Origin of the sequence: Streptococcus pseudopneumoniae ATCC BAA-960 = CCUG 49455, from assembly GCF_002087075.1 — a bacterium.
In the GTDB taxonomy this organism is placed as follows: domain Bacteria; phylum Bacillota; class Bacilli; order Lactobacillales; family Streptococcaceae; genus Streptococcus; species Streptococcus pseudopneumoniae.
The window spans coordinates 1-18,908 of record NZ_MWSM01000049.1 but is presented as its reverse complement, the minus strand read 5'-3'; the positions used below and the strand labels follow the sequence as shown (position 1 = coordinate 18,908).

General features: G+C 40.5%; 15 protein-coding genes and 3 pseudogenes. 11 read left to right on the top strand and 7 right to left on the bottom strand.

All coding sequences use genetic code 11. The features are described from left to right. Window positions 1–334: pseudogene (locus B4W83_RS09845) on the bottom strand (helix-turn-helix domain-containing protein); the annotation flags it as partial. Window positions 335–464: 130 nt separating this feature from the next. Here B4W83_RS09845 and B4W83_RS09840 point away from each other — a divergent pair. From B4W83_RS09840 to B4W83_RS12810, 3 genes and pseudogenes are all read left to right on the top strand, one after another. Further along, window positions 465–604 (top strand): annotated as a pseudogene (locus B4W83_RS09840) (IS630 transposase-related protein); the annotation flags it as partial. 41 nt (window positions 605–645) lie between these two features. Further along, window positions 646–1,430 (top strand): annotated as a pseudogene (locus tag B4W83_RS09835) (IS630 family transposase). Window positions 1,431–1,695: 265 nt separating this feature from the next. Further along, the gene (locus B4W83_RS12810) at window positions 1,696–1,839 is read left to right on the top strand and encodes a hypothetical protein (protein ID WP_007285125.1); all 144 of its coding nucleotides are present in this window, start codon (window positions 1,696–1,698) and stop codon (window positions 1,837–1,839) included. On the opposite strand, the gene B4W83_RS09820 is transcribed toward B4W83_RS12810, so the two are convergent. Both B4W83_RS09820 and rsmG read right to left on the bottom strand, forming a co-directional pair. Then, window positions 1,836–3,119, bottom strand: a complete 1,284-nt coding sequence (locus B4W83_RS09820) for a uracil-xanthine permease family protein (protein WP_000808287.1) — start codon at window positions 3,117–3,119, stop codon at window positions 1,836–1,838. The two genes, B4W83_RS12810 and B4W83_RS09820, sit on opposite strands and share 4 nt — an antisense overlap. Before the next feature lie 302 nt (window positions 3,120–3,421). Then, window positions 3,422–4,135, bottom strand: coding sequence for a 16S rRNA (guanine(527)-N(7))-methyltransferase RsmG (gene rsmG, locus B4W83_RS09815; RefSeq protein WP_000802933.1), 714 nt, complete (start codon window positions 4,133–4,135; stop codon window positions 3,422–3,424). 93 nt (window positions 4,136–4,228) lie between these two features. Here rsmG and B4W83_RS09810 point away from each other — a divergent pair, with 93 nt between their 5' ends. Together B4W83_RS09810 and htpX are read left to right on the top strand one after the other, a co-directional pair. Beyond that, window positions 4,229–4,789: a LemA family protein gene (locus B4W83_RS09810; protein WP_000219826.1), complete on the top strand. Its 561-nt coding sequence runs from the start codon at window positions 4,229–4,231 to the stop codon at window positions 4,787–4,789. Between the two features lies 1 nt (window position 4,790). Next, window positions 4,791–5,690, top strand: coding sequence for a zinc metalloprotease HtpX (htpX, locus tag B4W83_RS09805; protein WP_000895727.1), 900 nt, complete (start codon window positions 4,791–4,793; stop codon window positions 5,688–5,690). Between the two features lie 147 nt (window positions 5,691–5,837). Here the strand turns inward: htpX and B4W83_RS09800 are convergent, their stop codons facing one another. Then, entirely contained in the window at window positions 5,838–7,364 is a 1,527-nt protein-coding gene (locus B4W83_RS09800; RefSeq protein WP_000590752.1) for an ATP-binding cassette domain-containing protein, read from the bottom strand. Between the two features lie 624 nt (window positions 7,365–7,988). Between B4W83_RS09800 and B4W83_RS09790 the strand changes: the two genes are divergently transcribed. The 6 genes from B4W83_RS09790 (at window position 7,989) to carB (ending at window position 15,340) form a co-directional block, all read left to right on the top strand. After that, window positions 7,989–8,531: a YceD family protein gene (locus B4W83_RS09790; RefSeq protein WP_000773208.1), complete on the top strand. Its 543-nt coding sequence runs from the start codon at window positions 7,989–7,991 to the stop codon at window positions 8,529–8,531. Then, a complete protein-coding gene (gene nth / locus B4W83_RS09785; protein WP_000244443.1) occupies window positions 8,531–9,160 on the top strand; it encodes an endonuclease III in 630 nt (209 codons plus the stop codon). The genes B4W83_RS09790 and nth overlap by 1 nt, the downstream gene beginning before the upstream one ends. 210 nt (window positions 9,161–9,370) lie before the next feature. Next, a complete protein-coding gene (gene pyrR, locus B4W83_RS09780) occupies window positions 9,371–9,892 on the top strand; it encodes a bifunctional pyr operon transcriptional regulator/uracil phosphoribosyltransferase PyrR (protein ID WP_000850023.1) in 522 nt (173 codons plus the stop codon). An 18-nt stretch (window positions 9,893–9,910) separates the two neighbouring features. After that, a complete protein-coding gene (locus tag B4W83_RS09775; protein WP_001293849.1) occupies window positions 9,911–10,834 on the top strand; it encodes an aspartate carbamoyltransferase catalytic subunit in 924 nt (307 codons plus the stop codon). 49 nt (window positions 10,835–10,883) lie between these two features. Then, entirely contained in the window at window positions 10,884–11,963 is a 1,080-nt protein-coding gene (locus B4W83_RS09770) for a carbamoyl phosphate synthase small subunit (protein ID WP_000595946.1), read from the top strand. 200 nt (window positions 11,964–12,163) lie between these two features. Beyond that, the gene (gene carB / locus B4W83_RS09765; protein ID WP_001126433.1) at window positions 12,164–15,340 is read left to right on the top strand and encodes a carbamoyl-phosphate synthase large subunit; all 3,177 of its coding nucleotides are present in this window, start codon (window positions 12,164–12,166) and stop codon (window positions 15,338–15,340) included. A gap of 278 nt (window positions 15,341–15,618) precedes the next feature. On the opposite strand, the gene B4W83_RS09760 is transcribed toward carB, so the two are convergent. Genes B4W83_RS09760 through tacF form a run of 3 tightly spaced genes read right to left on the bottom strand, consistent with a single transcriptional unit; the run spans window position 15,619 to window position 18,730 of the window. Further along, complete coding sequence (locus tag B4W83_RS09760) at window positions 15,619–16,428, bottom strand: LicD family protein (RefSeq protein WP_001199655.1); 810 nt, start codon at window positions 16,426–16,428, stop codon at window positions 15,619–15,621. Between the two features lies 1 nt (window position 16,429). Next, window positions 16,430–17,233, bottom strand: a complete 804-nt coding sequence (locus tag B4W83_RS09755; RefSeq protein WP_000811884.1) for a LicD family protein — start codon at window positions 17,231–17,233, stop codon at window positions 16,430–16,432. Between the two features lie 9 nt (window positions 17,234–17,242). Then, window positions 17,243–18,730 (bottom strand): type IV teichoic acid flippase TacF, encoded by a 1,488-nt coding sequence (tacF, locus tag B4W83_RS09750; RefSeq protein WP_000835909.1) that lies wholly within the window; start codon window positions 18,728–18,730, stop codon window positions 17,243–17,245. Window positions 18,731–18,908: the final 178 nt, after the last annotated feature.

The window sequence follows — 18,908 nt, the reverse complement described above, 5'->3', positions numbered from 1 at the left end:
AATCATTACCGTGTCCTCAGAACTGAGAGGAGGTCTTGAAATCGTAAAACCACTTTGAACAAGAGTTACTTCAACCCATTGACTCCGATGGGTTAAGTTGCTTTCGTGGATACCAAAATCAGCCGCAATTTGTTCATAAGTTCGATATTCTCGCACATATTGAAGTCGCCATAAGAAGGTATTCTAGGCTTAGTTTAGGTTTTCGTCCCCCTTTTGCGTGTTTACCTTGATAAGCTGTTTTCAATACAGCTCACATCTCTTCAAAAGTCGTGCGATGAACAGCAACAAGGAGCTTAAATCGTGTATCAGTTAGTTGTTTACTTGCTTCATAATTTTATTGTATCATATTTTTGTTTCACAGGAAGTCTATTATATTTAAGGATATTTGAAAGCTGTATTTTAGAAAAACAATTATGGAGTTTTGATATTTTCTTAGTTTCAAACAAGCATGTTATAATAAAGCTATGGCATATAGTACAGATTTTAAACATCGAGAATTAGATTACATCAAAGAGGGGCACAGCCATGTCGAGGCAGCCAAGGTTTTTGATGTTGGCGTCAGAACTCTCTTCATGTGGGAAAAGAAAGACGTGAACAAGGACACTCATACTAAGCTAAAATAAAAAAGTATTATATAATAGTAATATGAAATCAACTAAAGAAGAAATCCAAGCTATCAAAACACTTTTAAAAGACTCTAGTACAGCTAAATATCATAAACGCCTTCAAATCGTTCTATTTCGTCTGATGGGTAAATCTTATAAAGAGATTATAGAGCTTTTAGGCTGTAATCAAACAACGATTTGACCAACTGTAAAAAAATATGAGGAGTTCGGACTCGACTCTCTCCTTCAAGAAACACGTGGTGGTAGTAACCATGCATATATGACAATTGAGGAAGAGAAAGCCTTTCTTGCCCGTCATTTGAAGGCTGCAGAGGCAGGAGAATTTGTTACAATTGATGCCTTATTTCAGGCTTATACAAAGGAGTTAGGTTCTTCCTACACACGTGATGACTTTTATCAACTCTTGAAGCGCCATGGTTGGCGAAATATTAGGCCACGTCCAGAACATCCCAAGAAAGCAGACTCTCAAACCATTGTCGCGTCTAAAAATAAAATCTCAATTCAAGAAGACAAGAAAGCGCTTTAAAACCAGTAGGCATTTTCGTAAGGTTCGCTTGATGTACCAAGATGAGGCTGGTTTCGGTAGAATCAGTAAACTGGGATCTTGTTGGGCTCCAATAGGAGTAGGTCCACATGTCCATAGTCACTATATACGAGAATTTCGCTATTGTTATGGAGCTGTTGATGCCCATATTGGAAGATATTATGAATCAACTTCAAGATGTTATACAAGGACTGGAGAAGGAGGTGATAAAGTCCATCGTTAATCGGAGATGGAATAGAATGCTTTTTGAAAGCAGATGAGTATTAGATTATGAAGCAGAGCTGGAAGACGCTGAGATTTTAGGAAAGTTTTGGAATAAGGAAGGTTACTATATTATAGTTTATAACAATGCTAAAAAAGCCCCTGAACTGTTCAAGGTAGAGTTCTCTGAGTGGAAGCGTATGCATATAGGGGAGACATATTAGACAGCGTTAGGGGGATACACTTACTTTTAAGTATCAAAAAAATGAGCACTTCCGTAATTGGAAATGCTTGTTTTTTGATATGTTTAGACTCTTATACTCAATGAAAATCAAAGAGCAAACTAGGAAACTAGCCGCAGGTTGTTCAAAGCACTGCTTTGAGGTTGTAGATAAGACTGACGAAGTCAGTCTTATCTACGGCAAGGCGACGTTGACGTGGTTTGAAGAGATTTTCGAAGAGTATTAGTCTTTATTTTCGTATGGCAAGATCAAGTTCAAGATGATTCCTGTCATGGCTGAAAGAGCAGTACCTGAAAGTGTAACTGGACCAAGTTTAAGGACAGCTCCTCCAAGTCCAAGAACCAACATAGCACTTGCGATGATGAGGTTTCGCATTTGAGCGAAATCAACACGTTCTTTAATCAAGACTTTCAAACCATTGCTGGCGATAACCCCATAGAGAAGGATTGACATACCACCAAGTACAGCGTTTGGAATAGTTGAAATCAAGGCAGTGAATTTACCAAGGAAGCTGAGGGCAATCGCGATGAAGGCAGCGTTACGGATAACTGAGACAGAAGCGATACGAGTCATACCGATAACCCCTGTATTTTCTCCGTAAGTTGTATTGGCTGGTCCACCAAGGAAGGCAGAAACAGAAGTTGCGATACCGTCACCAAGAAGAGTACGGTGAAGACCTGGTTCTTTTAAGAATTGACGGCCACAGATTTGACCCAAAACAGTATGGTCTCCGATATGTTCAGAAATTGTTACGATAGCGATTGGCAAGATAGCGATGGCTTCTGGACCAAAGTAAAGATTGTATTCTTTAAAGGCACCACCTGTGTTAAATGGCAAGTAGAAACCAGGAATTTCAAACCAGTTAGCTTTAAGAACTGGTGTAAAGTCAACCAAGCCAAGAGTTAGTGCGAAGAGGTAACCACCGATAATGGCAAAGAGAAATGGAATGATTCGTAGGAATCCTTTTCCCTTTGTATTGATAAAGGCAGCAATCAAGAAAGTAACAACTGCTACAAGAGCATTTTTCCAGTTTCCATCAGCTACAAGACCAGCGTTGGTAACAGCTGAACCTGCAAGTCCAAGACCGATAACGATGATCATAGGTCCGATGATGATTGGTGGCAAGAGTTTATCAATCCATTTTGTTCCTACAAATCGGATGCTGGTAGCAACAAGGACATAGACCAAACCAGTCAAGATAACCCCTGTTTGAGCAGCAGATACATCCCCACCCATTTCTTTCATAGCCAGTGACATAGCTGTGATAAAAGCAAATGAAGAACCTAGATAAACTGGAACTTTAAAACCAGTTGAAATCATGTAGATGAGTGTTCCAACACCTGAAGCAAAAAGGGCAACAGATACAGGCATTCCCAAAATCAAGGGTACCAAGATGGTCGCACCAAACATGGCGAAAACGTGTTGGAAACTAAGGAGAATTCCTTTTCCAGCTGAAGGACGTTGGTCAACGTCTAGTAACAAATCAACAGTTGATTCTTGTTTCATATAAACCTCACTTTTGGGCATCAAAAAAGAGCCCATTATTTTACAGCAATAGGCCCTCAGAGTAAGACTTCTCTAAAATCTAAACTTTAAAGAGTTTCAAGTATTTCTGTGTCTTCGTCACCTCACGGGATGACATTAAAAACCTTTGCTTAGGATAGTATAGCAGAAAAAAATGATTTTGTAAATCATTTTTTCCCGAGCCTAAAAATAAGAGAGCGAGGTTGATTTTGTAAATCATTTTTTCCCGAGCCTAGAAATAAAAGAGCGAGGCTGATTTTGTAAATATTTTTTTACTTAAAAATTTAAAGCGGGCGTTTATTTGGCATACCAGCCTTACGTGGATATTTATTTGGTGTTTCTTTTTTCTTTTCTACCACTGTGATGTAACGCGGATCTCTATTTGGTAGGGCGTAGCTGAGATTGTCTTCGACTTTACTAAAAAGGAGATTGAGGGCATTCTTAGCTTCTAACAACTCCTCAGGCGCATTGCTGGCCTTGAGTGCCAATAGTTTTCCACCAACCTTAAGGTAGGGAATAGTCAATTCAGATAGGACCTGCATACGGGCAACCGCACGAGCTGTTACAAAATCATATTGAGCACGGAAGTTCTTGTCTTGGGCAAAATCTTCGGCACGTCCGTGGTAGAAATGAACTCCGTTCAAATCCAGTTCTTGAGCCAAGAGTTGTAGGAAGTTGATGCGCTTATTGAGTGAATCAATAATGGTCACATCTAACTCCGGATAGAGAATTTTCATTGGTAGACTAGGAAATCCTGCCCCAGCCCCGATATCAAGCAATTTGATATTTTCATTGGGAATCAAACCTTGAAAAATGGGTGCAATCGAATCGTAAAAATGTTTGAGATAAACTTCTTCCTTGTCCGTAATCGCCGTCAAATTAATCTTCTCATTCCACTCGACCAAGAGCTCAAAATAACGTTCAAATTGTTCTTTTTGCTGGTCCGAAAGTGGAAGATTCTGCTCGGCAAGCAAGTTGTAAAATGTTTTTGGTTTCATAGTTATTTCCTTCTTTAGTATCATCTTATTTTACCACAATCATTAAAAATTTGATATACTGGTACTAATCTAAAAGTAGAAAGGACTTATATCATGACTTGGATTATTCTTGGAGTTATCGCTCTTATTGTTATTTTTGTGATTGTTAGCTATAACGGTTTGGTTAAAAATCGTATGCAAACCAAGGAGGCTTGGAGTCAGATTGATGTTCAGTTGAAACGTCGAAATGACCTCTTGCCAAACTTGATTGAGACTGTAAAAGGTTATGCCAAATATGAAGGTTCTACCCTTGAAAAGGTGGCAGAACTACGTAACCAAGTGGCGGCAGCGACTTCACCAGCAGAAGCTATGAAAGCCAGTGATGCCCTCACTCGTCAGGTTTCAGGTATTTTTGCAGTTGCAGAAAGCTATCCAGATTTGAAAGCTAGTGATAACTTTGTTAAATTGCAAGAGGAGTTGACAAACACAGAAAATAAAATTTCTTACTCTCGTCAACTCTATAACAGTGTTGTCAGCAACTACAATGTAAAATTAGAAACTTTCCCGAGCAATATTATCGCTGGAATGTTTGGATTTAAAGCGGCAGATTTCCTTCAAACACCTGAAGAGGAAAAGTCGGTTCCTAAAGTTGATTTTAGCGGTTTAGGTGACTAAGATGTTGTTTGATCAAATTGCAAGCAATAAACGAAAAACCTGGATTTTGTTGCTGGTATTTTTCCTACTCTTAGCTCTTGTTGGTTATGCGGTTGGTTATCTCTTTATAAGATCTGGACTTGGTGGTTTGGTTATCGCACTGATTATCGGCTTTATCTACGCTTTGTCTATGATTTTTCAATCGACAGAGATTGTCATGTCCATGAATGGAGCGCGTGAGGTGGATGAGCAAACGGCACCAGACCTCTACCATGTAGTGGAAGATATGGCTCTGGTCGCTCAGATTCCTATGCCCCGTGTTTTCATCATTGATGATCCAGCCTTAAATGCCTTTGCGACAGGTTCTAATCCTCAAAATGCGGCTGTTGCTGCGACTTCAGGTCTACTAGCTATCATGAATCGTGAAGAACTAGAAGCTGTTATGGGACATGAAGTCAGTCATATTCGTAATTATGATATCCGTATTTCGACTATTGCAGTTGCCCTTGCTAGTGCTATCACCATGCTTTCTGGTATGGCAGGTCGTATGATGTGGTGGGGTGGCGCAGGTCGCAGACGAAGTGATGATGACCGAGATGGAAATGGTCTTGAAATCATTATGCTAGTGGTTTCCCTACTAGCTATTGTACTGGCACCTCTCGCTGCAACCTTGGTTCAGCTCGCTATTTCTCGTCAGAGGGAATTTCTGGCAGATGCATCTAGTGTCGAGCTGACTCGCAATCCCCAGGGAATGATTAATGCCCTAGATAAGTTGGACAATAGCAAACCTATGAGTCGCCACGTCGATGATGCTAGCAGTGCACTTTATATCAATGATCCTAAGAAAGGGGGAGGGTTCAAAAAACTCTTTTATACCCACCCACCTATCTCAGAACGGATTGAACGTTTAAAACATATGTAAAATGAAGGCTGGAAAAAGTCTTTAAAATCTGAAAAACGCATAATATCAGGTGTGAAAACTTGATATTATGCGTTTTATTATGGGAAGATTTACTTCTTTTTCTCCTAAAATTGTGTTTTTGCCCCACCTATCTGCTATGTTACAAATTTATACATCTTCTAAATTAACTACCTCCAAACCGTGTTCTGTTATGCGATAGATGATTGAGCAAACTTCTTTTAAGAAACGACGGTCATGCGAAACAGTGATGAGACCACCAGGATAGGTGGCAAAGAGTTTTCTGATTTGGGGTTGAGAAGTGGGAGAAAAGTTTTGTGTAGGTTCATCCAGCAGGAGAAAGTTTGATTTGCGCAAGACTAAATCCAAAAGCAGGAGTTTACCCTGTTGCCCGCCAGATAAGGAGCGAATTTGATGCTGCATTTCTGGATAACTGAAATTGAGACTGGCTAAGTGAGATTGGATTTTCTGTAGTTCCTCTTTTTCCCCAGTTTTGCTTAGATAGGCTATTGGTGATAAATCTAATTGCAGTTTTTTGTGGTAATCTTGTGGCATAAAACCAAGCGAAATCTCTCTTTTATCATTAAGAAGTTGCTTTAATTTGGCTAACAGAGTTGATTTCCCCATACCATTTGGGCCGATGATACCGATTTTTTCTTGTCCACGGACAGTTAGTTGTAGTTCCTGAGCCAAAACACGGTCGTCAATGGACAAATTTTCTTTTTCCAGTTGGATTAAGACTTTAGAGACCGGTAATGGCTGTATATCTGAGAAGAAAAGTCTGATTTCTTCCTCTTCAAGTGGCTTTTGGGTCATGGCCTGAGCTGCTCTTTCGTAGCGTTTTTCTTGTGAGAGGACAGTTTTCATCTTTTTAGCCAATAGGCGACCGGCAGTACTGTCTTTGGTAGCTCGAAGAGCAGTTTCTACATTTTGTTTAACTCGTTGATGTTTTTCCATGGTTTTATCGTAGGCTCTTTGGTCGTTGGCTGCTTGCTGGGTTTGTCTGGCAAAATTAGCCTTTCTCTGCTCACTATAACTATCATAGTCTAAATGCTCTACTAGTGTTTCTGCTTCTTTACGGTGCTTGACCAGTCGCAAGTGAACAATAGTGTCTGCCGTTTCAGAAAGAAAGTCCTCATCATGGGAAATGAAAATAACGGTTTGCCGAATCTTGCGCATTTGACCTTTTAGCCAATCAACCGTCTCAAGATCCAAGTCATTTGAAGGTTCATCTAAAAATAGAATCTCAAAAGGTTTGGCTAACTCATGGATGAGCTGAATTTTCAAAGCTTCACCCCCTGATAGACTACCAATCTCTTGGTCGCTTGCGAAACGATTGCTATCAAAATGCAATTCCTCAGCTAAACGATAGAGGACACTGTAATCTAAATCAATAGTATCTAAAAAGAAGTAGTCGTGTAGAGTTCTATTTTTCAGGTCCTCAGGAAGTTTTTGAGGAATGTAGGCTATTGATTGATAATCAGATTGAATGTCTCCCCCGATAGTGAAATCAGGCAAAGTTTCCCCCATTAAAATTTTAAGTAAGGTGGATTTGCCATTTCCTTCTTCACCAATAATAGCGACCTTTTCCCTGTCTTGGATGGTCATGCTGAGGTCAGAGACAAGGTCTCGTAAATCTTTGTTTTGTGTGATGGTCAGGTGATTGATTTTTATCATATGATTGCCCTTTCTAGAATGTTGATACTACATAACAAAAAGCTCTACTTTACCTAGTAGAGCCCAAAGTCTATGTCAAAAAAACTCTATTAATACTCTTCGAAAATCTCTTCAAACCACGTCAGCGTCGCCTTACCGTATATATGTGACTGACTTCGTCAGTCTTATCTACAACCTCAAAACAGTGTTTTGAGCAACCTACGGCTAGCTTCCTAGTTTGCTCTTTGATTTTCATTGAGTATAAAATGCCAGAAAAAGAGCATAAAAGAGTACACAAAAAGAGACAAAAACAAGATCTACTAAATAAAGGTTTTTTATTTGATAGGCTTAGTTGTTCATGTCTCCCTTACCTCCGAGTATTGGTATCTTTATACTATACTTTTAAGGAAATTTTGTCAACAGAAAACTGGAAATTCCAAGCTCTAAAATACGAGTGATAAGCATTAGTACCGAGTTCTTTGTCTTCCATAGGGGCATCCTCCTTGCTCTGATGTAGTATAGAACTAAAAAACAAAATATCATAGTGGATATATTAAAAACTTGAATGTTAATTACAAAGTTTGGTGGGTTGATTTGTAGACTTTTCATGGTATAATCAAGAGAGTAAATCTTTATGGAGGAAGTATGAAATTAAATATTCAAGAAATTCGTAAGCAGTCTGAAGGCTTGCATTTTGAACAAACCTTAGATCTAGCCGCAGACCTGCGTGCACGCAATCAAGAAATTTTAGATGTAAAAGATATTCTTGCAGTTGGGAAAGTACAGTACGAAGACCATATGTATTTCTTAGATTATCAACTATCTTATACCATTGTTCTTGCTTCAAGTCGCAGTATGGAGCCAGTTGAGTTAGTTGAATCTTATCCAGTAACGGAAGTTTTCATGGAAGGTGCAACTAACCAACTAGATCAGGAAGTTTTAGACGATGATTTGGTCTTGCCAATCGAAAATGGAGAACTGGACCTTGCTGAGAGCGTGTCAGACAATATCCTATTAAACATTCCTATCAAGGTTTTGACGGCTGAAGAAGAGGCTGGTCAAGGATTTGTTTCAGGAAATGACTGGCAAATCATGACAGAAGAAGAATACCAAGCCCAACAGGCAGTTAAGAAAGAAGAAAACAGTCCTTTTGCTGGCTTACAAGGACTATTTGACGGAGACGAATAATGGTCTTGTCAAAAAAACGCGCACGAAAGGTGCTAGAAGAAATCATTGCTCTGTTTCCAGATGCCAAACCCAGTCTTGATTTTACCAATCATTTTGAACTCTTGGTTGCGGTCATGTTGTCAGCACAGACAACGGATGCAGCGGTAAATAAGGCCACACCAGGTCTCTTTGCTGCCTTTCCAACGCCACAAGCCATGTCTGTTGCGACAGAGAGTGAGATTGCTTCACACATTTCTCGCCTGGGACTGTATCGAAATAAGGCTAAATTCCTTAAAAAATGTGCCCAACAGTTACTAGATGATTTTGATGGTCAAGTCCCTCAGACACGTGAGGAATTAGAGAGTTTGGCAGGTGTTGGTCGCAAGACAGCCAATGTTGTCATGAGTGTGGGCTTTGGGATTCCAGCTTTTGCAGTGGATACTCATGTGGAGCGTATTTGCAAACACCACGATATTGTCAAAAAATCAGCGACACCACTTGAGGTGGAAAAGCGGGTCATGGATATCTTGCCGCCTGAGCAGTGGTTAGCAGCTCATCAGGCCATGATTTATTTTGGAAGAGCCATTTGTCATCCTAAAAATCCAGAGTGTGACCAGTACCCACAGTTATATGACTTTAGCAATTTGTAAGATAGGGTTTCAAAAGTTTTTGCTTGATTTTAGGCTCGCTTTGTGCTATAGTAATTGATAATTAAATATTCCTTTAAACCTGTCCCGTGAGGCAGGCAAGGAGCGCGATAAAGTAGAAGGGTGAAGTCTATACTGTGTGCAGTAGGGCTTGCTTGGCTATACATTTCAAGTCTCCTTGTTTAAGGAGACTTTTCTTTTTGGAGGTTTGTCATGAAGACAAAAGAAGTTGTAGACGAATTGACCGTCAAACGAGCGATTACGCGTATTACTTATGAGATTATCGAACGCAACAAAGATTTGAATAAGATCGTCTTGGCTGGTATTAAAACTCGTGGTGTCTTTATCGCCCACCGAATCCAAGAACGTTTGGAACAGCTAGAAAATCTTTCAGTTCCTGTTGTGGAATTGGATACTAAACCTTTCCGTGATGATGTTAAAAGTGGAGAAGATACTTCTTTGGTTTCTGTCGATGTGACAGACCGTGAAGTTATCTTGGTGGATGATGTGCTTTATACAGGTCGTACCATCCGTGCTGCTATTGATAATATTGTAGGTCATGGTCGTCCTGCGCGCGTGAGTCTTGCGGTGCTAGTTGATCGTGGACATAGAGAATTGCCAATCCGTCCAGATTACGTTGGAAAAAATATCCCAACTAGTCGTTCTGAAGAAATCATCGTAGAGATGGCAGAACTTGATGGTCAAGACAGAGTTCTGATTACTGAAGAAGCTTAGAAAGCTAAAGGAGTGGCCATGTCAGAAAATCAACAAGCATTGAACCATGTGGTGTCCATGGAAGACCTCACTGTCGATCAAGTCATGAAATTGATCAAACGAGGGATTGAGTTTAAAAACGGAGCTCAGCTTCCTTATGAAAACCACCCGATTGTTTCCAATCTTTTCTTTGAGGATTCTACACGGACGCATAAGTCCTTTGAAGTGGCAGAGATTAAACTGGGGCTGGAACGACTTGACTTTGATGTGAAGACTAGTTCAGTCAATAAGGGTGAGACACTTTATGATACCATTTTGACTCTGTCTGCTTTAGGAGTGGATGTCTGTGTGATTCGCCACCCTGAGGTTGACTACTATAGAGAGTTAATTGCTAGTCCCACGATTACGACTTCCATCATCAATGGTGGAGATGGTTCGGGACAACATCCTAGCCAGAGCTTGCTTGATTTGATGACTATTTATGAGGAATTTGGCCACTTTGAGGGTCTCAAGGTTGCGATTGCAGGTGACTTGGACCACTCACGCGTTGCCAAATCCAATATGCAGATTTTGAAACGCTTGGGAGCTGAACTTTACTTTGCTGGACCTGAGGAATGGAGAAGTCAAGAGTTTGCAGACTATGGACAGTTTGTAGCCATTGATGAAATCATTGATCAGGTGGATGTTATGATGTTTCTCCGTGTGCAACATGAACGCCATAATAGTGGAGCTGTCTTTTCAAAAGAAGACTACCATGCCCAACATGGCTTGACTCAAGAACGTTATGACCGTTTGAAAGAAACAGCAATCCTCATGCACCCAGCTCCAGTCAATCGTGATGTAGAAATCGCAGATTACTTGGTTGAAGCACCAAAATCACGGATTGCCCAACAAATGACCAATGGTGTCTTTGTTCGAATGGCAATCTTAGAATCCGTACTGGCGAGTAGAAATGCCAACTAAAACACAAGACGTTAAAAGACGCCAGTGAGCGTCCACGAGAGGTGAAAATATGATAAAAAGACTTCTAGTATTAGAAGATGGCACAGTTTTTGAAGGTAAGGCCTTCGGAGCAGATATTGATGTAACTGGTGAAATTGTCTTTAATACAGGGATGACCGGCTACCAAGAATCCATTACAGACCAGTCTTATAATGGACAAATCTTGACCTTTACTTATCCTTTGGTGGGAAATTATGGAATTAACCGTGATGATTACGAATCCATTATTCCAACTTGTAAGGGAGTTGTTGTTTTCGAAGAAGCACGTAGAGCTAGTAACTGGCGCAACCAAATGACCTTGGATGAATTTTTGAAAGCCAAGAAAATTCCGGGTATTTCAGGGATTGATACGCGTGCTCTTACCAAGATTATTCGTAAGCATGGTACCATGCGTGCAACCTTGACCCATGTTGGGGACAGTATGGACCATGTGACGGACCAGCTCCAAGCAACAGTCTTGCCGACAGACAATATCAAACAGGTTTCTACTAAAACATCCTATCCAGCTCCAGGAGTTGGTTTGAGCGTGGTGCTAGTGGACTTTGGTCTCAAGCACTCAATTCTACGTGAACTTTCTAAGCGTAATTGTAACGTGACGGTTGTTCCTTATTCGACAACGGCTGAAGAAATTCTCCATCTCAATCCTGACGGAGTGATGTTGTCAAACGGTCCAGGTAACCCAGAAGATGTTCCACAGGCACTCGATATGATTCGAGGCGTGCAAGGAAAGATTCCAATCTTTGGTATTTGTATGGGGCATCAACTCTTTGCAATGGCAAACGGAGCAAAGACTTACAAGATGAAGTTTGGTCACCGTGGATTTAACCACGCGGTACGTGAAATTGCTACAGGACGTGTGGATTTTACAAGTCAAAACCATGGTTATGCAGTTAGCCGTGAGGATTTGCCAGAGCACTTGATTATCACCCACGAAGAAATCAATGACAAGTCAGTTGAAGGTGTGCGTCACAGATACCAACCTGCTTTCTCTGTTCAATACCACCCAGACGCAGCACCTGGTCCACACGACGCAAGCTACCTATTCGACGAGTTTATCGAGATGATGGAAGCTTTTAAACAATCAAACTAAGAACGAGTAAAAGCTCGTCGGAGAATTTATTTAATGTCGCCCTGTGAGGCGACGAATAGAAAGGAGAAGATACATTGTTCGCGGAAGTGAACACGCCCTAAGAACTGTGTGAAAAAGATAAACATCGTCTTGACGCTGAAGGCGTCTGCACCGAGTTTCCTATTTTCACTGTGTTCTTTACGGGCTTTGTATCATAAACTATGCCTAAACGTACTGATATTCAAAAAATTATGGTGATTGGTTCTGGTCCGATTATTATTGGTCAAGCTGCTGAGTTTGACTACGCTGGGACCCAGGCTTGCTTGTCTTTGAAAGAGGAAGGTTATGAGGTGGTTTTGGTTAATTCAAACCCTGCAACCATCATGACGGACAAGGAGATTGCGGACAAGGTTTATATTGAACCGATTACACTTGAGTTTGTGACTCGTATTCTTCGTAAGGAACGTCCAGATGCCTTGCTACCAACACTCGGTGGGCAAACTGGTCTTAATATGGCCATGGAATTGTCTAAAAATGGTATCCTTGATGAGCTTGGTGTTGAGCTTCTGGGAACTAAATTATCTGCTATTGACCAAGCGGAGGATCGTGACCTCTTTAAACAATTGATGGAAGAGCTCAACCAACCAATTCCAGAATCTGAAATTGTCAACACAGTCGAAGAAGCAGTTGCCTTTGCAGCGACAATTGGTTACCCAGTTATCGTTCGTCCAGCCTTTACCCTTGGTGGTACTGGTGGTGGTATGTGTGCCAACGAGGAAGAATTGCGTGAAATCGCTGAAAATGGGTTGAAATTGTCACCTGTCACCCAATGTTTGATTGAGCGTTCGATTGCTGGCTTCAAGGAAATCGAATACGAAGTCATGCGTGACTCAGCTGACAATGCTTTGGTTGTTTGTAACATGGAAAACTTTGACCCAGTTGGGATTCACACAGGGGATTCCATCGTATTTGCTCCTGCGCAAACCATGTCAGACTATGAAAACCAAATGCTACGTGACGCGAGCTTGAGCATCATTCGTGCCCTCAAGATTGAAGGGGGATGTAACGTTCAGCTAGCCCTTGATCCCCACAGCTTCAAGTACTATGTCATCGAAGTAAACCCTCGTGTATCGCGTTCGTCAGCCCTTGCTTCTAAGGCGACAGGTTACCCAATTGCCAAATTGGCTGCTAAGATTGCCGTCGGTTTGACCTTGGATGAGGTTATTAACCCAGTCACGGGTTCAACCTATGCCATGTTTGAGCCAGCCCTTGACTACGTTGTTGCCAAGATTCCACGTTTCCCATTTGACAAGTTTGAAAAGGGTGAGCGCCGTCTTGGTACTCAGATGAAGGCGACTGGAGAAGTCATGGCAATTGGTCGTAACATCGAGGAATCTCTCCTTAAAGCTTGTCGTTCCCTTGAAATTGGGGTGCACCACAATGAAATGCCTGAACTTGCATCAGTTTCTGATGATGCCTTGATTGAAAAAGTAGTCAAAGCCCAGGATGACCGTCTCTTCTATGTATCAGAAGCCATTCGCCGCGGTTATACACCAGAAGAAATTGCTGAATTGACTAAGATTGATATCTTCTATCTTGATAAACTCTTGCATATCTTTGAAATTGAGCAAGAATTGGGCGCTCATCCACAAGATTTAGACGTTTTGAAAACTGCCAAACTCAATGGATTTTCAGACCGTAAGATTGCTGAACTTTGGGAAACGACAGCTGACCAAGTTCGCCAACTTCGTTTAGAAAATAAGATTGTCCCAGTCTACAAGATGGTCGATACTTGTGCGGCAGAGTTTGACTCTGAAACACCATACTTCTATTCAACCTATGGTTGGGAAAACGAGTCTATCAAGTCTGATAAGGAATCCGTTCTAGTTCTAGGTTCTGGTCCAATCCGTATCGGTCAAGGGGTCGAGTTTGACTACGCAACTGTTCATTCAGTTAAGGCTATTCAGGCGGCTGGCTATGAAGCCATCATCATGAATTCAAATCCAGAGACCGTTTCAACAGACTTCTCTGTATCAGACAAGCTTTACTTTGAGCCATTGACATTCGAAGATGTTATGAATGTCATCGACTTGGAGCAACCAAAAGGAGTTATTGTTCAGTTCGGTGGTCAAACAGCCATCAACCTTGCGGAGCCATTGGCAAAAGCAGGTGTGACCATCCTTGGTACACAGGTTGCTGACCTAGACCGTGCCGAAGACCGTGACCTCTTCGAGCAAGCTCTTAAAGAATTGGATATTCCACAGCCACCAGGACAAACGGCTACCAATGAAGAAGAAGCAGCTCTTGCAGCTCGCAAGATTGGCTTCCCAGTTCTTGTCCGCCCATCTTATGTACTTGGTGGACGTGCCATGGAAATCGTTGAAAACGAAGAAGATCTTCGTTCTTACATGCGTACAGCGGTTAAGGCTAGTCCTGACCATCCAGTCCTTGTTGACTCTTATATCGTCGGACAAGAGTGTGAAGTTGATGCCATTTCAGACGGGGAAAATGTCCTCATTCCTGGTATCATGGAGCATATCGAACGTGCCGGTGTCCACTCAGGTGACTCAATGGCCGTTTACCCACCACAAACCTTGTCGCAAAAGGTGCAAGAAACAATCGCAGACTATACTAAACGCTTAGCAATCGGCCTTAACTGTCTTGGTATGATGAACATTCAGTTTGTCATCAAGGATGAAAAAGTCTACGTTATTGAGGTCAATCCACGTGCTAGCCGTACGGTGCCATTCCTTTCTAAGGTAACCAATATCCCTATGGCTCAAGTAGCAACCAAGCTCATTCTTGGTCAAAAACTTGAAGAACTTGGCTACCAAGATGGACTTTACCCTGAAAGTACCCGCGTTCATATCAAGGCACCTGTCTTCTCCTTTACCAAACTAGCTAAGGTAGACAGCTTACTTGGTCCTGAAATGAAGTCAACAGGGGAAGTTATGGGTTCTGATACGACTTTAGAAAAAGCTCTCTATAAGGCTTTTGAAGCTTCTTACTTACACTTGCCAACTTTTGGTAACGTTGTATTTACCATCGCTGATGATGCCAAAGAAGAAGCCTTGGACTTGGCTCGTCGTTTCCAAAATATTGGCTATGGAATCCTTGCGACAGAAGGGACAGCAGCCTTCTTTGCCAGTCATGGATTGCAATCCCAACCTGTTGGTAAGATTGGTGATGACGATAAGGATATTCCAAGCTTTGTTCGTAAAGGAAGAATCCAAGCTATCATTAATACAGTTGGAACCAAACGAACTGCTGACGAAGATGGTGAGCAAATCCGCCGTTCAGCTATTGAACACGGGGTGCCCCTCTTCACAGCCATAGATACAGCTAACGCCATGCTCAAAGTATTGGAAAGCCGTAGTTTTGTTACAGAAGCTATTTAATACCCAATGAAAATCAAAGAGCAAACTAGGAAGCTAGCCGCAGGCTGTACTTGAGTACGGCAAGGTTAAGCTGACACGGTTTGAAGAGATTTTCGAAGAGTATAAATAGGAAAATAAGTTGGACAAAAAATCTTTAAGAAGATAAGGAAAACGCATAATATCAGGTGTTGAATGAAAACCTTGATATTATGCGTTTTGTTGTGGGGGACTTACTTCATTTTTTCCTGCAATTGAGTTTTTTCCAAGTCTCACTCAATACTTTGTATAATTGCCCTCAATCAGTTTTTGCGATAAGCTTTAATACTATGACTATACCATTCTTGCATTTCCTTTGATGGTGGTGTCATATAATCCCCATACATCTGGGTTAAAAATTGATCATATTTTTTAGGGACGGGCAACATACGACCTTCAAACTCAGTCAAAATCAGTTCTTTAAAGGTATCAACTGGGAAGATTTCTTTCATCCCTTCCTTACCGATCCCAATTCCTCCTTCATATTGAGGAGAGTTGGTTGTAGCATTTTTGACTAGCTGATCAATTTTCTTGTAAAAGTAACGGGGATTGACCACTCGGAGGGCATACCAGCTACATAATCTAAGAAAATCTTTTAATTTGCTATCACCGTGAACTGCTCGTGATTTTTTGATATAAGCTAGTTGACGAAGAGCCACATACTTATAGCTCTTGTCGACAATGCTCAAGTCTGTAAATCGATCAATTGGGAAGACATCGATGAAAAGGCTGGTATCATGACGCTTGTACTTAACATGGTCTTCTATAACAGTAGAAGTGTCCAAAATCGATGCGAAATTATGGAAGTACCAAGAAGATGTATCGTAGGAAAGAACCTTGTAGCGAGGGTGATTTTCTTCTTCAATAATCTTCAGTAAACGCTCATAATCCTCACGATAAAGGGAAATATCAATATCATCATCCCAAGGAATCATACCTTTGTGGCGGATGGCTCCAAGCATGGTTCCATAACTGAGAAAATAAGGAATATCATGTTTCTTACAAGTCTCATCAATATAGTCTAGCAGAGCTAGTTGAATTTCTTTAATTTCTTTTTTTTCTAAATATTGCATCCTAATCCTCCAATTTATAAGCGTGAAATTCATGACTGTAGAAGCGTTTTTCTGCTGGTGGTAGGGTCATATAATCTCCATAAAATTGTGTCAAAATAGTATCAAATTTTTCAGGTGCTGGAAGGCTTAAATTTTCAAAGGGTAAATCAATTATTTTATCGAAGGTACCACTTGGGAAGACTTCCTTTTCCTTAAATTTAGAAGGGATAAAAGCCATATACTGACCATTTTCACGACTATATTTTTGAATTTCTTTCTCGATTTTATGTGCGAAATAACGAGGAGAAACCGGTCGAAGGAGCAACCAAAAGGCTGTTCGTATCCAATCTTTTAAAAGGCTATCCTTATAGACAATATTTTTATGTTTACTGAAAGACAGCAGTTTGAAGCTTTCCAGTTTATAACAAGTATCAATGACCTTAGGATCATCAAAGCGATCTATAGGGAAAATATCGATAAAGATACCAGACTCATAGGTTTTTGTATTTCGAGTATCAATAATTTTAGTCGTACTGTCGGTTATCTTGATAAAGTTGTTAAAGTAGTTCTTATCAGTTTCTAAGGAAAGGAGCTTATACTTGCTTTTTTCCTTTTGAAAAATGTTAATAAATCGTTGGTAGTCTTCTCTAGGCATGGACAGATCAATATCGTCGTCCCAAGGAATAAAGCCTTGATGTCGAACCGCCCCAATCAGAGTACCGTAGTTAATAATATAGTTGATATTGTGCTTTTTACAGAGAGTATCAATATAATCCAAAATTTCTAATTCAATTTGTTTGGCATCTTCAATGGTTAGTTGTTTCATTTTAAACTCCTATGATCTTTTGAATTTATTTTTTAAGGCTAGGACATGGTTTAAAAATTCATAGAAAATGCTATCTTTTGTGAAGACAAGTAGACCAATATAAGAGATAGCTGATAGCAAGACAATCAAACCAGTATTCATCAAAAATGGCAAATTAATGACCATATCCACAGGATACAAGAAATTGATCAGGAAATAAATTCCTACGAAAGAAAGTGAAAAGAGAGAGTATCGAACAGTATAGCTAAAGATATGTCCCAAGTGAATAAGTTGTTTTCTATGGATGAAAATGATATAGAAAACAAGTAGAGAGGCCTCTGATAACATAGTTGTCAGTAAGTAGTATTCAGGAGCCACGATATGGTTGAAAAAGAGGAGACTATTTAAGCCCAAATTGAGTAGCCCAGCAAAGACTGTATAGACTGTGATACGTTTTTCATAGCCATTGGTAAAGAGAATTTGGGAACCAAGAATGGTATCTAAGGCCAGGATAATCGTACGAAAAGCGAAGAGAGAGGTCAAGATGCCACCTCCGATATATTTTTCACTACCGTAAAGTAGGATGGCATTTGGTCCTAAAACCATGAGTCCAAAGCTCAGTGGAATGATAAAGAAGTTAAAGATTCGACTACCTCTATTAACCAGAGAAACATAGGCTTCCTTATCGCCTTTTCCTAGATAGTAACTAAGACGAGGCACACTCACTCCGATAGCTCCTGTTACAACACCAGCAATAACGGTCACAATTCGTTGAGCTATGGTGTAGTAACTAACGTTGACATCAATCCCTGTTTTAACGAGGAAGAGACGATCCAAAAAAGTGAAGAGCATATTGGCATTAGCAAAGACCAACATGGCTGTCAGAGGGAGAAAGAGCGGTTTAAAATCACTGATGTGAATTTTAACAAGCTTAATGTCTCTTTTAATCCAAAAATAACTAATCAGATAGTTAATCAGTGTCGATAAACTCATCACAAGTGTATAGACAACAATATCGTGTTCATTTTTGACAAACAGGAAAATAGAGACCAGCATCAGGATACGGATGAAGGCAGTTTTGTAAAAGAGAAAACTATAATTTTCCAGAGCTTCATTGACCCATTCGATTGAAAAAATCTGGGCAATGAGTTGAATCCCCATAACAAGGTAGACCTTTTTGACGATTGGATTATCTGTAAAGAAGAGAGGATAGGCTAGGATATAGACCGCAGTGGTCAAAATTGTACAAGCTATGCACAAATAAAAAAGACTGGAGAAGGTTCTATTCAGATCTTTTTTGTTATCCTTGACATTACTGATGGCTCGTAAACCGTAGTTATAGACCCCATAAGTCGCAAAGGGTAAGAAAAATGACAAAATAGTGTCGACTGAGTTGAAGTAACCATAGTCAGTTCGGTCCAAGACACGCGCGACGTAGGTTCCAGTTAAGATGGGAAAAATAATATTCAAGACACGAATTCCCATGTAAGATAGAGCATTTAATTTTATACTTTTCATTCAATTTACCTCGTTTTTCATTATATCATAAAGTCAGCTAATAAGAAATGAAGGGCAGTAATACTCTTCGAAAATCAAATTCAAACCACGTCAGCGTCGCCTTACCGTACTCAAGTACAGCTTACGGCTAGCTTCCTAGTTTGCTTTTTGATTATGGATTCAAGCCAGTTTTTCTCGT